This is a genomic window from Xanthomonas sp. PPL134, from assembly GCF_040595915.1.
In the GTDB taxonomy this organism is placed as follows: Bacteria; Pseudomonadota; Gammaproteobacteria; order Xanthomonadales; family Xanthomonadaceae; genus Xanthomonas_A; species Xanthomonas_A indica.
In genome coordinates this window covers 242,232-255,383 of record NZ_JAMDLL010000003.1, presented here as the reverse complement: position 1 = coordinate 255,383, position 13,152 = coordinate 242,232, and the positions used below count along the sequence as shown (strand labels likewise).

10 protein-coding genes are annotated in these 13,152 nt (G+C 69.9%); 3 read left to right on the top strand and 7 right to left on the bottom strand.

Annotated elements, in window-relative coordinates:
- Positions 1–55: 55 nt before the first annotated feature.
- Entirely contained in the window at positions 56–427 is a 372-nt protein-coding gene (locus tag M3U25_RS08995) for a helix-turn-helix domain-containing protein (RefSeq protein ID WP_355498205.1), read from the bottom strand.
- A gap of 97 nt (positions 428–524) precedes the next feature.
- Here M3U25_RS08995 and M3U25_RS08990 point away from each other — a divergent pair, with 97 nt between their 5' ends.
- Positions 525–1,271: an SDR family oxidoreductase gene (locus M3U25_RS08990; protein ID WP_355498208.1), complete on the top strand. Its 747-nt coding sequence runs from the start codon at positions 525–527 to the stop codon at positions 1,269–1,271.
- Positions 1,272–1,333: 62 nt separating this feature from the next.
- On the opposite strand, the gene M3U25_RS08985 is transcribed toward M3U25_RS08990, so the two are convergent.
- A complete protein-coding gene (locus M3U25_RS08985; RefSeq protein ID WP_355498211.1) occupies positions 1,334–3,370 on the bottom strand; it encodes an FUSC family protein in 2,037 nt (678 codons plus the stop codon).
- Between the two features lie 47 nt (positions 3,371–3,417).
- Here M3U25_RS08985 and M3U25_RS08980 point away from each other — a divergent pair, with 47 nt between their 5' ends.
- Positions 3,418–4,368, top strand: a complete 951-nt coding sequence (locus M3U25_RS08980; protein WP_355498214.1) for a LysR family transcriptional regulator — start codon at positions 3,418–3,420, stop codon at positions 4,366–4,368.
- Positions 4,369–4,560: 192 nt separating this feature from the next.
- Here the strand turns inward: M3U25_RS08980 and M3U25_RS08975 are convergent, their stop codons facing one another.
- The 3 genes from M3U25_RS08975 to clpB form a co-directional block, all read right to left on the bottom strand.
- Positions 4,561–5,847 carry an O-acetylhomoserine aminocarboxypropyltransferase/cysteine synthase family protein gene (locus M3U25_RS08975; protein WP_017917425.1) on the bottom strand — a complete coding sequence of 429 codons (1,287 nt, stop codon included), beginning with the start codon at positions 5,845–5,847 and terminating at the stop codon, positions 4,561–4,563.
- A 126-nt stretch (positions 5,848–5,973) separates the two neighbouring features.
- Positions 5,974–6,624, bottom strand: coding sequence for an HAD-IA family hydrolase (locus tag M3U25_RS08970; protein ID WP_242161040.1), 651 nt, complete (start codon positions 6,622–6,624; stop codon positions 5,974–5,976).
- Positions 6,624–9,209 (bottom strand): ATP-dependent chaperone ClpB, encoded by a 2,586-nt coding sequence (gene clpB / locus M3U25_RS08965; protein ID WP_242161039.1) that lies wholly within the window; start codon positions 9,207–9,209, stop codon positions 6,624–6,626. Before clpB ends, M3U25_RS08970 begins: the two co-directional genes overlap by 1 nt.
- Positions 9,210–9,425: 216 nt before the next feature.
- Between clpB and M3U25_RS08960 the strand changes: the two genes are divergently transcribed.
- Positions 9,426–10,130 carry a glutathione S-transferase gene (locus M3U25_RS08960; RefSeq protein ID WP_160948382.1) on the top strand — a complete coding sequence of 235 codons (705 nt, stop codon included), beginning with the start codon at positions 9,426–9,428 and terminating at the stop codon, positions 10,128–10,130.
- 215 nt (positions 10,131–10,345) lie between these two features.
- Here M3U25_RS08960 and M3U25_RS08955 read toward each other — a convergent pair whose 3' ends face one another.
- Positions 10,346–11,179, bottom strand: coding sequence for a DUF3014 domain-containing protein (locus tag M3U25_RS08955; protein WP_355498221.1), 834 nt, complete (start codon positions 11,177–11,179; stop codon positions 10,346–10,348).
- 302 nt (positions 11,180–11,481) lie between these two features.
- A complete protein-coding gene (locus tag M3U25_RS08950) occupies positions 11,482–13,080 on the bottom strand; it encodes a hypothetical protein (protein WP_355498224.1) in 1,599 nt (532 codons plus the stop codon).
- Between the last annotated feature and the right edge of the window lie 72 nt (positions 13,081–13,152).

Below are 13,152 nucleotides of genomic sequence, written 5' to 3'. Positions count from 1 at the left end.
GGCCAGGCACCGACGTCTGACCATGCGGCGTCGCTGCCGGCCATGGCACCGGCGATCAGGCGTTGGACCTGGATTTGGAGACGGCGGACGCGCGACGCGCGCTGATGCGCTCGACCATCTGCATGTGCTGCGTGCCCCACTCGCACAACCCTGCCAGCGCCCCCGCCAGGGACTGCCCGAACGGCGTCAGCGCGTACTCGACCCTGGGCGGGATCTCCTGGAAGTCGGTGCGGGCCACGACCTGGTCGCGTTCCAGCTCCTTGAGCTGCTGGATCAGCACCTTGTCGGTCACGCCGCCGATGGCACGCCGCAACTCGCCATAGCGGTGCACGTGCTTCGCCAGGTGGTAGAGGATCAGCGGCTTCCACTTGCCGCCAAGCACGGACAGGGCGGCCTCCAGACCGCAACTGAAAGTGGCGTTCGCCATGATCCGACCGCTCCGAAGGCACTTACCAAGTGGTGCATACTATTCAAAAGAATAGCCTAGTTCTACAGTGGCGCCTCCCCATTCCCTGGAGCGCAGCATGCGCAGGCTAAACGGCAAGATTGCAGTGGTGACCGGCGGCAACAGCGGCATCGGTCTGGCAAGCGCGATCCGCTTCGCCGCCGAGGGCGCGCAGGTCGTCATCGTCGGGCGTCGGCAGGAGGAACTGGACAAGGCGCTGCGCCTGATCGGTGCCGACGCCATCGCCATCCAGGGCGACATTTCCAGGCTGGACGACCTGGACCGCGTCTTCGCCCAGGTCCAGGCCAGCAAGGGCCGCATCGACGTGTTGTTCGCCAATGCGGGGCTGGGCGACTTCCAGCCGCTTGGCGCGATCACCGAGGATTCCTTCGATCGCACCTTCGGCGTCAACGTCAAAGGCACGCTGTTCACCGTGCAAAAGGCGCTGCCGCTGATGGGCGCCGGCGGTTCGGTGATCCTCACCGGTTCCACCACCGGCAGCATGGGCACGGCGGCATTCAGCGTGTACAGCGCCACCAAGGCCGCCCTGCGCAACTTCGCCCGCAGCTGGGCGCTGGACCTGAAAGGCACGGGCATCCGCGTCAACGTGCTCTCGCCCGGGCCGATCGCGACGCCCGGGCTGGACGCGGTGCTGTCCGGCACGGGCCAGGAGGCGATCCTCGACGGCATGACTGCGCAGCTCCCGCTGGGCCGGATCGGGCGCGCGGAAGAGGTCGCGGCGACGGCGCTGTTCCTGGCCTCGGACGAGAGCAGCTTCATGACCGGCAGCGAGGTGTTCGTGGACGGCGGATTCGCGCAGGTCTGAACGACGCGCGGCCGTTCCACCCTGCCGGCATAGCCCGGCCGACCGGTCGAATCGCGCGCCGATCAGGACGGCAGCGGCGCCGAAGGCATCAGCGGCGCCTGCTCTTGCACGTGTTCCTGCGCGCCGGCCTGCAGATATTCGCGTGCGCACAGCGCCATGTCCCACAGCAGCATCGCCGTATGCCAGTGCGCCTGGGCCTGCGCGTCCAGGCGGTCGCTGGCCAGGACCGCATGGTGGCGCGCCGCGCGCATGGCCTGGTGGGCAACGCCCGGCAGGTCGCCGCGCGCGAGCCGGCGCAGCACCGCACGCACCCGCGGCCCCGGCGCGCCATCGGTCCGCGCCAGATCAAGCGCGTCGCTGCCCATGCCCAGCGCGCCGAGCAAGGCGGCCAGGTCGCGCTGCAGCGTCGACTCCGGCAGCGCGGCGGCCAGGCCCAGGCGCGCGCGCATGCGATCGGCCATCAGGCCGAACCAGACCCGTCGCTTTATGCGCCGCGGATGCAGCGCGATCGCCGCGAGATCGGCATCGACCGAACGCCGCAGCCGGCGCACGTACCGCCCGGCCCCACTGGGCAGCAGCACGGTGAACATCAGCACGCCGATGCCGATCCCCAGCAAGAGCGTCAGCGCGCCATTGAACAGTTGCACCACACCGGTCGTGGTGCCGTTGAGCGGCCCCACCAGATCGATGAAGAAGATCGAGCCGCTGGCGCCCAGCGCGGCGGTCGACGGCCGCCGCATCGCCAGGCCGGCCAGGATCAGGAACGGCGCCAGCACCGCCACCAGCCCGGCGAAATCCTCCACCCAGGGCAGCAGCCAGACGATGCACACGAAGGCCGCCAGTGCCGCCAGCCCGGCGCCCTTGAGAAAGCCGAGGCCGCCGGACACCGGATCGGGTCGGGTCGCATACAGCGCGCACACCACGCCGACGATGGTCACCATGCCCGAACCGGCACTCCAGCCGCTGTAGACCCAGAACAAGGACGCCGCCCCCACCGCCAGGAAGGCGCGCAGTGCGTTGTACGCCGCCTCGTGCAGGTCCCGATGGCGGCGTGTGGCGAAGCGGTGGCGCGACGGCCGGCCCTGTTCGAGCGCCGCCTGTTCGTGCTGGCTGGCCTGCAGGTCGCGCACGATGTTGCGCGCGTGTTCCAGCGCGAACGCACGGTCGAAGGCCTCGCGCCGATGCGCGCACAACCGGCGCAGGCGGCGATGGCGCAGGTCGAGCAGATCCAGTGCGGCGGCCAGTTGTTCCTGGCCAGGCAGCCGGCCCTCGGCACGCTGGACCAGCACGTCGTGCACGCCGCGCAGCGCGCGCGAAGGCGCGCGTCCATCCAGGCCGACCCGGCACGATTGCGCCGCCGACAGCTGCGCCAGCATCAGGTAACTGAGGTGGCGCAGGCGCCCGCCCAGCCGCGCGATCTCGCGCGAGCGCGCGGCGGCATAGTCGACCGCATCGTTGAGCGCCAGCGCGCTGGCGAAGAAGCCGTGGATCTGCGTGCCGGTCGCCTCGCCGCGCAGCAGCCGCGCGGCCAGCGCGCTGCCCTGGCGCAGATACGCCTCCAGCCGCGACTCCAGTGCCGGGCGCGGCGACGCCGGCGAGAAGATCGACGCCATCGCGCCTTCGACCAGGATGCCGAGCAGGATCTCGGTGGCGCGCGCCACGGCGATGTCGAACACCTGCTGCGGATGGGCGGTGGAGGACATGCCCACGATCATCGCCGTGTAGCCGGCCAGCACCACGCCATAGCTGCGGAAGGCCGAGACCACGCTGGCCATGCCGGTGCACACGCCCAGCCACAGCGCCAGCGCGATCATGAACAAGGGCGGCGCCTGGCCGAACAGGCCCATCAGCACCACGGCCATGCTGGCCCCCACCAGCGTGCCGACGATGCGGTTGCGCGCCTTGACCACGCTCATGCCGCGGTCGGCCTGGGCCACGATGAAGACCGTCATCGCCGCCCACTTGGGGTCTTCCATCGAACACAGCAGCGCGATGGCCAGCGCCAGCAGCGCGGCAGCCGTGGTCCGCAGCGCAAACCACAACGCGGGCGAAGGACGGAAGCGGACCATCGACACCGGGTCGAAGCAGGGCAGGCGCATGGCCGTCATCGTAGAAGCAGTTCGCCTGCGAGATAATGGCACCATAGATGGATAGACTCTTGCCACAAACGGAAGAAAACCGGCGCGCCGACAGCGTGGACTTCGACAGCGTGCGGCTGTTCCTGCGCGTGGTCGAACACGGCAGCCTGACCGCCGCCGCGCGTCAGGCGCGCGTGCCGCTGACCAGCGTCAGCCGTCGCATCAAGGCGCTGGAACGGGCACTGGGCGTGCAACTGCTCCATCGCACCACCCGGCGGCTGGCGGTGTCCGAGGCCGGGCGTGCCTTCTATGCCAGTTGCGTGGAGGCCGAGCAGACCCTGCAGGATGCCGTGCAGGCCGCGCGCGACCTGCGCGCGCAGGCGCGCGGCACCCTGCGCGTGCTGGCCCCCTATGCGCTGGGCCTGCTGGTGCTGGAACCGCAGTTGGCGCGATTCCGCCAGCGCCACCCGGGCGTGCAACTGGCGCTGACCTACGACGATCAGCCGCTGGACCTGCTCCGCCATGGCCTGGACGTTGCGGTCCATGTGGGGCCGCCGGTCCATTCCAGCTACGTGGCGCGGCCGTTGGGCGCCTCACGCGGCATCCTGGTGAGCAGCCCCGAGTATCTGGCCCGCGCCGGCACCCCCGCCCACCCCAAGGAGCTCATTGGCCATGCCGTGCTCGCGGTCGGCGCGGATGCGCCGCTGGTCGCCTGGGCGTTGCGGCACAGCGCCGGCGAAGCGATCGAGCTGACCCTGCGGCCGGTGCTGATTTCAAACGAATCGACCACGGTGATCCGCCAGGTCGCCCAAGGCGCCGGGGTCGCCCTGCTCTCCCAGCCGCTGGTCCAGTCGCGGCTGGACCAAGGCCGACTGGTGCGCCTGTTGCCAGGCTGGCAGCGCTGGCCGGACCTGGAGATCACCGCGCTCTACCCCCGTCGCGCCACCCAGGAGCGCAAGGTGCGCGCCTTCGTCGATTTCCTGCTGGAGATCTTCGCCGATTGGCGCGTGTCCGATTGAAAGGCGCCGCTCATCACCCGCCTCCGGCCCAGCGCGCCGGAGGCGAGTTGCCCGGGAGGAGCGGCTTCAGCCGCGATGGGCTGCCGGGAACACCCCGTCGCGGCTGAAGCCACTCCTACAGGGCACTTCAGTGCGCTAAAGCCCCACAAGCAGGGTTGCAGAAGCCCCCATCGCGGCGAGGCTGCCGCGCGCTCAGGCCTGCGCCAGCGCCTGCTGCAGGTCAGCGAGCAGGTCGTCGATGTGCTCGATGCCCACCGACAGCCGCACCGTGTCCTCGCTGACGCCGCTGCGTTGCAGTTCCTCGGGCGAAAGCTGGCGATGGGTGGTGGATGCCGGATGCGTGGCCAGCGACTTGGCGTCGCCGATGTTGACCAGGCGGGTGAACAATTGCAGCGCGTCGAGGAAGCGTGCGCCAGCGGCGCGGCCGCCGCGCAGGCCGAAGGTCAGCACGCCGGAACCATGGCCGCGCAGGTACTTCTGCGCCAGCGCGTGTTCGGGATGGTCCGGCAGGCCGGCGTAGTTCACCCACTCCACCTTCGCTTCGCCCTGCAGGTGCCGCGCCAGCGCCAGGGTGTTCTGGTTGATCCGGTCCATGCGCAGCGGCAGCGTCTCGATGCCCTGCAGGATCTGGAACGCGTTGAACGGCGACAGCGCCGCGCCGGTGTTGCGCAGCGGCACCACCCGCGCACGGCCGATGTAGGCGGCCTCGCCCAGCGCTTCGGTGTAGACCACGCCGTGGTAGCTCACGTCCGGCTCGTTGAGGCGGCGGAAGCGCTGCGCGTGCGCCGCCCACGGGAAGCGCCCGGAATCGACGATCGCCCCGCCCAGGCTGGTGCCATGGCCGCCCAGGTACTTGGTCAGCGAATGCACCACGATGTCGGCGCCGAAGTCGAATGGCCGCAGCAGGTATGGCGTGGGCACGGTGTTGTCGACGATCAGCGGCACGCCGTGGGCGTGGGCGATGGCGGCCACCGCTTCCAGGTCGGTGACGTTGCCGCGCGGATTGCCGATCGACTCGACGAAGATGGCCTTGGTGCGTTCGTCGATCAGCCCGGCGAATGCGCCGGGATCGCGGTAGTCGGCGAAGCGGGTCTGGATGCCGGACAGGGGCAGCGTATGCGCGAACAGGTTGTAGGTGCCGCCGTACAGCGCGCTGGAGGAGACGATGTTGTCGCCGGCCTCGGCGATGGTCTGGATGGCATAGGTCACCGCCGCCTGCCCGGAAGCCACCGCCAGCGCGCCGATGCCGCCTTCCAGTGCGGCGATGCGCTGCTCCAGCACGTCGGTGGTGGGGTTCATGATGCGGCTGTAGATGTTGCCCTGCACCTTCAGGTCGAACAGGTCGGCGCCGTGCTGGGTGTCGTCGAAGGCGTAGGCCACGGTCTGGTAGATCGGCACCGCCACCGCGCGGGTGGTCGGATCGGGACGGTAGCCGCCGTGCACGGCGATGGTTTCCAGCTTCCAGTTCGGGTCGGACATGGGCGGCTCTCGGCAACGGGAGCGCAGACGATAGCGCCGCGCGCGGCGGCGAATGCAAACCTGCGGTTATGAGGCCATGCCGCGGGGTTGTCAGCGCTTCGGCGGCACCGTGGCGGCATGCCGGCCTCAGTCGTCGCCGAGTGCGCCCTCGGCGAGCAGCCAGGCACGCAATGCCGCAGCGTCGACATAGCGCTCGGCACGCAGGCCCAGGCCACGCGCGGCCTCGACATGGGCCGCCGTGTCATCGACGAACAGCACCTCGTCGGCGGCCATCCCCAGCTGCGCCAGCGCATGCGTAAAGATCGCCGGTTCCGGCTTGATCGCGCCGACCTCGCTGGAGTTCACCACCGCATCGAACGCATCGGCGATGCCGAGCGCCTGCAGATCGCGCGACAGGCGCGAGGTGGCATTGCTCAGCAGCACCACCGGCAGGCGCTGGCGCACCTCGCGCAGCAGTGCCAGTACCGGCGCATTGAGGCGGGCCGCCGTCGGCGCGGACCATGCGGCGACCAGCGCAGTGGCGTCCGCAGCCGGGGCCAGCGCGGCGATGCGCGTGGCGACCTCGGCCAACCAGTGCGCGTCGCTGGTGGCGCCACGGATCGCCGGCTCCAACAACGCCGGCGCGAACGCCACCGCGCGCAGGCTGCCTGGCGGCACGCCATGCGCGCGTTCCAGCGCAGCGTCGTCGTCGGGCCACAGCCGCAGCACGCCATCCATGTCGATCAACAGTGCGCGTGCCGCAGGCGCGGCAGCGCGCGCCTGCACGACGAGCCCCATCAGGCCTTCTCGAACACCAGCTTGCCGCCCTCGGCCTCGACCTTGATGGTGTCGCCGCTGACGAACTGGCCGGACAGGATCTGCTGCGCCAGCGGATTCTCCAGTTGCGCCTGGATCGCGCGCTTCAGCGGGCGCGCACCGTACACCGGGTCGAAGCCGACATTGCCGAGCAGTTCCAGCGCGCGGTCGCTCAGTTCGATCTTCAGGCCGCGCTCGGCCAGGCGCTTTTCCAGGCCGTGCAACTGGATGCGCGCGATCGACTTGATCTGCGCCTTGTCCAACGGATGGAACACCACGATGTCGTCCAGGCGGTTGATGAACTCCGGGCGGAAATGCGCCTGCACCACGCCCATCACCGCCGCCTTCATCTGCGTGTAGGCCTCGGCGCTGCCATCGCCGCTCAGCTCCTGGATCTGGTGCGAGCCCAGGTTGGAGGTCATCACGATGACGGTGTTGCGGAAGTCCACGGTGCGGCCCTGGCCGTCGGTGAGGCGGCCGTCGTCGAGCACCTGCAGCAGGATGTTGAACACGTCGCTGTGCGCCTTCTCGACCTCGTCGAGCAGGATCAGCGAGTATGGCCGGCGCCGCACCGCCTCGGTGAGGTAGCCGCCTTCTTCATAACCCACGTAGCCCGGAGGCGCACCGATCAGCCGCGCCACCGAGTGCTTCTCCATGAACTCGCTCATGTCGATGCGGATCATCGCGTCGCTGCTGTCGAACAGGAACTCGGCCAGCGCCTTGCACAGCTCGGTCTTGCCGACACCGGTGGGGCCGAGGAACAGGAACGAGCCGCTGGGCCGGTGCGGATCGGACAGGCCGGCGCGCGAGCGGCGCACCGCATCGGACACCACCTTGATCGCCTCTTCCTGGCCGACCACGCGCTGGTGCAGTTCGTCCTCCATGCGCAGCAGCTTGTCGCGCTCGCCCTCGAGCATCTTGTTGACCGGGATGCCGGTCCAGCGCGACACCACCTCGGCGATTTCCTCGGCGGTGACGCGGTCCTGCACCAGCTTGAAGTCGTGCTGTTCGGCTTCGTTGGCCGCGGCCAGCTGCTTTTCCAGGTTCGGCAGCAGGCCGTACTGGATCTCGCTCATCTTGGCGTAGTCCTGGCGCCGCTGCGCCGCCTCCAGCTCGACCCGCGCCTGCTCAATCTGCTCCTTGATCTTGGTCGCGCCCTGCAGCGCCGCCTTCTCCGAACGCCACACCTCGTCCAGGTCGGAGAACTCGCGCTCGAGCTTGTCGATGTCGCTCTCCAGGTCGGCCAGGCGCTGCCGCGAGGCCTCGTCCTTCTCCTTCTTCAGCATCTCGCGCTGGATCTTGAGCTGGATCAGGCGCCGTTCCAGGCGATCCAGTTCCTCCGGCTTGGAGTCGATCTCCATGCGGATGCGGCTGGCGGCCTCGTCCATCAGGTCGATGGCCTTGTCCGGCAGTTGGCGGTCGGTGATATAGCGGTTGGACAGCGTGGCCGCGGCAACGATCGCCGGGTCGGTGATCTCCACGCCGTGGTGCACCGCGTAGCGTTCCTTGAGCCCGCGCAGGATGGCGATGGTGTCCTCCACGCTCGGCTCGCCGACGAACACCTTCTGGAAGCGCCGCTCCAGCGCCGCGTCCTTCTCAATGTACTTGCGGTACTCGTCCAGGGTGGTGGCGCCGATGCAGTGCAACTCGCCGCGCGCCAGCGCCGGCTTGAGCATGTTGCCCGCATCCATGGCGCCATCGGCCTTGCCGGCGCCGACCATGGTATGCAGTTCGTCGATGAACAGGATGATCTGGCCTTCGTTCTTGGCCAGGTCGTTGAGCACGCCCTTGAGCCGCTCCTCGAACTCGCCGCGGAACTTGGCGCCGGCGATCAGCGCGCCCATGTCCAGCGACAGCACGCGCTTGCCGCGCAGGCCTTCCGGCACCTCGCCGTTGACGATGCGCTGGGCTAGGCCCTCGACGATCGCGGTCTTGCCGACGCCGGGCTCGCCGATCAGCACCGGGTTGTTCTTGGTACGCCGCTGCAGCACCTGCACGGTGCGGCGGATTTCCTCGTCGCGGCCGATCACCGGATCGAGCTTGCCGCTCTCGGCGCGCGCGGTGAGGTCGATGGTGTACTTCTCCAGCGCCTGGCGCTGTTCCTCGGCGTTCTCCGACTGCACGGTCTCGCCGCCGCGCAACTTGTCGATGGCGGCCTCGAGCTTCTTCCTGTCGGCGCCGGCCGCGCGCAGCGCCAGGCCCAGTGGCCCGCTGTCGTCGACGGCGGCCAGCACGAACCACTCGCTGGCGATGAACTGGTCGTTGTGCTGCTGCGCCAGCTTGTCGGTCTGGTTGAGCAGGCGGCTGAGATCGTTGCCCATCGACACGTTGCCGGGCTGGCCGCTGACCTTGGGCAGCTTGTCCAGCGCTTCGCCGAGCCGCTCGCGCAGCACCGGCACATTGACGCCGGCCTGCGCCAGCAACGGCCGGGTGCTGCCGCCGGCCTGGTCGAGCAGCGCCACGAACACGTGCACCGGTTCGATGATGGTGTGATCGCGGCCCACGGCCAGCGATTGCGCGTCGGCCAGGGCCTGCTGGAAGCGCGAGGTGAGCTTGTCCATCCGCATCGGGAAGTCCTCTGAAGGAAAGGGCCGGCCGCGCCGGCATGCCAGCAAAATGCGGCTGTCCGCCCCTGTTTCAAGACCACCGGCGGCGTCCGTATACGCTACGCAGGAGCACCGCGACGCGGTGTGCCGTTGGCCGCACTTTGGCACCCGCCAGTCACACACCGCTACCGCAAGGGCGCTACCCTCGGCGCTTCGTTCCCACGCGCAGGCCCCGCCATGCACTACGAGCTCTACTATTGGACCGGCATCCAGGGCCGCGGCGAGTTCGTGCGGCTGGCGCTGGAAGATGCCGGCGCCGGCTATCGCGATGTCGCCCGCGAACAGGGCGACGCGGCGATGCAGCCCTTCCTCGACGGCGCCCATGCCGGCGCGCGGCCGTTCGCGCCGCCGTTCCTCAAGGCCGGCCGCTTGGTGATCGCGCAGGTCGCCAACATCCTGCACTACCTCGGCCCGCCGCTGGGCCTGGTGCCGGACAGCGAATCGCGGCGGCTGCAGGCGCTGCAATTGCAATTGACCATCGCCGACCTGGTCGCCGAGGTCCACGATAGCCACCACCCCATCGCCAGCGGGCTGTACTACGAAGACCAGAAGGCCGAGGCGCAGCGCCGCGCCGAGGACCTGCGCAAGCAACGGCTGCCGAAGTTCCTGGGCTACTTCGAGCAGGTCCTGGACCAGGGCGGCGGCCGCCACGTGCTGCGCGAGCACTCCTACGTGGACCTGTCGCTGTTCCAGCTGATGAGCGGACTGGACTACGCCTTCCCGCAGGCGATGAAGAAACTGTCGCCGAAGCTGCCACGGCTGCGCGCGCTGCAGCAGCGCGTGTGCGAGCGCCCGGCGATCGCCGCCTACCTGGCGTCGCCACGGCGCCTGCCGTTCAACGAGAACGGCATCTTCCGGCATTACCCGGAGCTGGATGGGTGAGCGGGGCGAGGGCCTTGTCATTTACCGGAAGACCGCTGTCCCGGCGGGCTGGCAGATGACGAATAAAAGGGGTACGCCGAAGCATCGCGACTGTAGGAGCGGCTTCAGCCGCGATGGGCATTACCGGTAACGCCCGTCGCGGCTGAAGTCGCTCCTACAAGAACAAAAAGCCCGCAGGCGCGGCCACGTGACGCGGCACGCGCCTCGCGTCCGGCTCAGGTCCGTGTCAGCGCCTCGCGCACCGCACGCAATTGCGCCTTGACCGCGGCGGCCTGGGTCGGGCCCATGCGCAGCAGCGCCTTCTGCCCGATCGACAGCGACTCCAGCGCCGGATCCACGAAACGGTACTTGCCGCGCACCGGGTCGACCTCCACCGCCAGCGGCCCCGCCGGCGTCGGGGTCTGCAGCAGATGGTCGATCACCTGCACCAGGCGGTCGTTGAAGTAGCCCTGCGGATAGCCCAGTTCCACATAGGCCTGCTGGAACAGCGGATAGAAGCGCCGATAGGCCGCCACCGCCGTGCCCGGATCGGCCCGGGTGAACGCCTCCACGTAGGGCGCATAACGCTGCGCATTGGCGTCGGCAATGACGCTGGCGCCGCTGGCATCGGTGCTCACCTGCAGCTCCCCCGGCACCGACTTGAGCGCCAGCGCACGCGCGGTGACGCGGCGCTGGGTCAGGTTGTCGACCATGGTCACCAGGCGCTGGATCAGGTGGTCGCGCACCAGCAGCGCCAGCGGTGCGTCGCCGCCGGCCAGCGTGCTCAGCGCCGCCCAGGCGGCGTCGTCGCTGGCGGCCAGCGCCGGAATCGCCGCATCGGCGGCTTCCGCGGCATCGATGGGGTGCTGGATCGGCGGCGGCGCTGCCGCCGCGGCCGGCGCGTCGGGTGCGGCAGGCGGCGCCACGGTGGAGGGCGGCGCGACCGCGGCAGGCGCCGGCGCGGCGGCGGGCCACAGCGCCGCGATGTTGTCGCGGAACAACCACGCCGCGGCAGCGGCCACCAGCACGGCGACCAGGATCCACGGCCAGAACGAATGACGCGGCTGCATGGGATGCACATCTCCATCGGACAATGGAGGTGTGACCGCAGTGATGTGTGCCGGTTCCAGCAAGGGACGGCTGGCGTTCAGTCTCGACGCACCTCACGGTGAGAGCACCGACTACGCATCGCCGCGCCATGAGCGTCGCGGGCCTGCGACACCTCCGTCACGCCGCAGGCCGCAGGCGGGCGCGGCGGCGCGGGAATGTCAGCAGCCCCTGGCGGTGGTGCCAGCGGAACGGCACCGCCGCCGTGCGATCGAGCGACGGCCGCACGACCTCACGCCGGACGGCACGCGCACCGCAGCGCCGCTCACTCCACCAGCACCGCGCGCGGCTTCTGCAGCGACAGCAGGCCGAGCAAGGCGGCCAGCACCAGGTAGCCGCCGACGAACTGCCAGGCGATCAGTTTCGGCACGCCGCTCAGCGTCCACGGCAGGTACAGGCCGCCGCGCGGATCCACCGAGTGGATCAGTCCGAACAAGGTCAGCCCAGCCGCCACCAGCAGGAACGCCGCGGCGCGACGCAGGCGGCCGTCGACCATCGCCGCCACCGTGGCGATCCACAGCATCGCGGTGATGATGAAGCCGTTGCCCAGGGTCAGGATCACCGCCAGCTCCGGCAGGCCGTGGCCGTCCAGGGTGGTGGTGAGCTTGGCCAACTGCTCCGGGGCGATCCAGCCCGGCGCCTTGATCGCCAGCAGGTAGGCCACCGACGGCAGGAAGCCCAGCACCATCGCCCCGGCGTGGCGCTTGGGCGTGGCCTGGAAGGCCTGGGTGGTGATGTCGATGGCGACGTAGACGATGATCGGCGCCAGCACCGCCATCGGCAGCCACTGCACCAGGCCGGCGACCAGCCCGAACATGCCACCCAGGCCGATGAACAGACCGGTGAGCAGGGTGTAGCCGCTGCGCGCGCCCATGTGCTTGTAGGCCGGCTGGCCGATGTAGGGCGTGGTCTGGGCGACGCCGCCGCAGACGCCGGCGATGAGGGTCGCGCCGGCCTCGACCAGCAGGATGTCGCGGGTGCGGTAGTCGTCGCCGGCGGCGCGCGCGCTTTCGCTGACGTTGATGCCGCCCACCACCATCAGCAGGCCGAACGGCAGCAGCAGCGGCAGCAGCGGCACGGTGTCGGGCAGGCCGGCGACGAAGCCCAGGCTCGGCCACGGCAGCACCAGTTGCGGCGCGATCCACTGCGGCGCCTGGTGACCGGGAATGCCGATTCCCGCCGCATTGGCCCAGTAGTACAGGCCGGTACCCAATGCCAGCGCCACGGGCACCCCGGGCAGGCGCCACGGCAGCCGCCCCTTGGCGATCAGCACGTACAGCAGCAGGCCCAGCACCACCAACCCGACCAGCGGCGTGCGCAGCGTCTCCAGCAGCGGCAGGAAGCCCATCAGCACGATGGCGATGCCGGCGATGGAGCCGAGCAGCGCGGCGCGGGGCAAGGCGCGGGTGACCGCGTCGCCGAAGAACGACAGCACGGTCTTCAGCGCGCCCATCACCACCAGCGACGCCATGCCCAGGTGCCAGGTGGCCAGCGCCGCGGCCTGCGGGTCCAGGCCCTGCTGCTTGTAGCGCACGAACGCCGGGCCGAGCACCAGCAGGGCCATGCCGATGCTGGTCGGCGCGTCCAGGCCCAGCGGCATCGCGGTGACGTCGCTGCGCCCGCTGCGCGTGGCCAGCCGCCGCGCCATCCAGGTGTACAGCAGGTTGCCGACCAGCACGCCGAAGGCGGTGCCGGGAATCATCCGGGTGTAGATGACCTCGGCGGGGAACTGGAAGAGGCCGACCAGCGCCAGGGTGATGAAGCCGAGGATCGACAGGTTGTCGACCACCAGGCCGAAGAAGCCGTTGAGGTCGCCGGCGACGAACCAGCGCAGGCGCGGTGAAACGGGAGCGGGACTGGACATGCGGGCAGTGGCGGCGTGGGGAGTCGAGGGATGGTAAGGGGAAGCGGCACCGGCGGATCGGTGCACGCGCAG

Excerpts from the sequence above, each read along its gene's own strand:
- M3U25_RS08995 (WP_355498205.1), bottom strand. The coding sequence starts at position 427 with ATGGCGAACGCCACTTTCAGTTGCGGTCTGGAGGCCGCCCTGTCCGTG.
- M3U25_RS08990 (WP_355498208.1), top strand. The coding sequence starts at position 525 with ATGCGCAGGCTAAACGGCAAGATTGCAGTGGTGACCGGCGGCAACAGC.
- M3U25_RS08985 (WP_355498211.1), bottom strand. The coding sequence starts at position 3,370 with ATGCGCCTGCCCTGCTTCGACCCGGTGTCGATGGTCCGCTTCCGTCCT.
- M3U25_RS08980 (WP_355498214.1), top strand. The coding sequence starts at position 3,418 with ATGGATAGACTCTTGCCACAAACGGAAGAAAACCGGCGCGCCGACAGC.
- M3U25_RS08975 (WP_017917425.1), bottom strand. The coding sequence starts at position 5,847 with ATGTCCGACCCGAACTGGAAGCTGGAAACCATCGCCGTGCACGGCGGC.
- M3U25_RS08970 (WP_242161040.1), bottom strand. The coding sequence starts at position 6,624 with ATGGGGCTCGTCGTGCAGGCGCGCGCTGCCGCGCCTGCGGCACGCGCA.
- clpB (WP_242161039.1), bottom strand. The coding sequence starts at position 9,209 with ATGCGGATGGACAAGCTCACCTCGCGCTTCCAGCAGGCCCTGGCCGAC.
- M3U25_RS08960 (WP_160948382.1), top strand. The coding sequence starts at position 9,426 with ATGCACTACGAGCTCTACTATTGGACCGGCATCCAGGGCCGCGGCGAG.
- M3U25_RS08955 (WP_355498221.1), bottom strand. The coding sequence starts at position 11,179 with ATGCAGCCGCGTCATTCGTTCTGGCCGTGGATCCTGGTCGCCGTGCTG.
- M3U25_RS08950 (WP_355498224.1), bottom strand. The coding sequence starts at position 13,080 with ATGTCCAGTCCCGCTCCCGTTTCACCGCGCCTGCGCTGGTTCGTCGCC.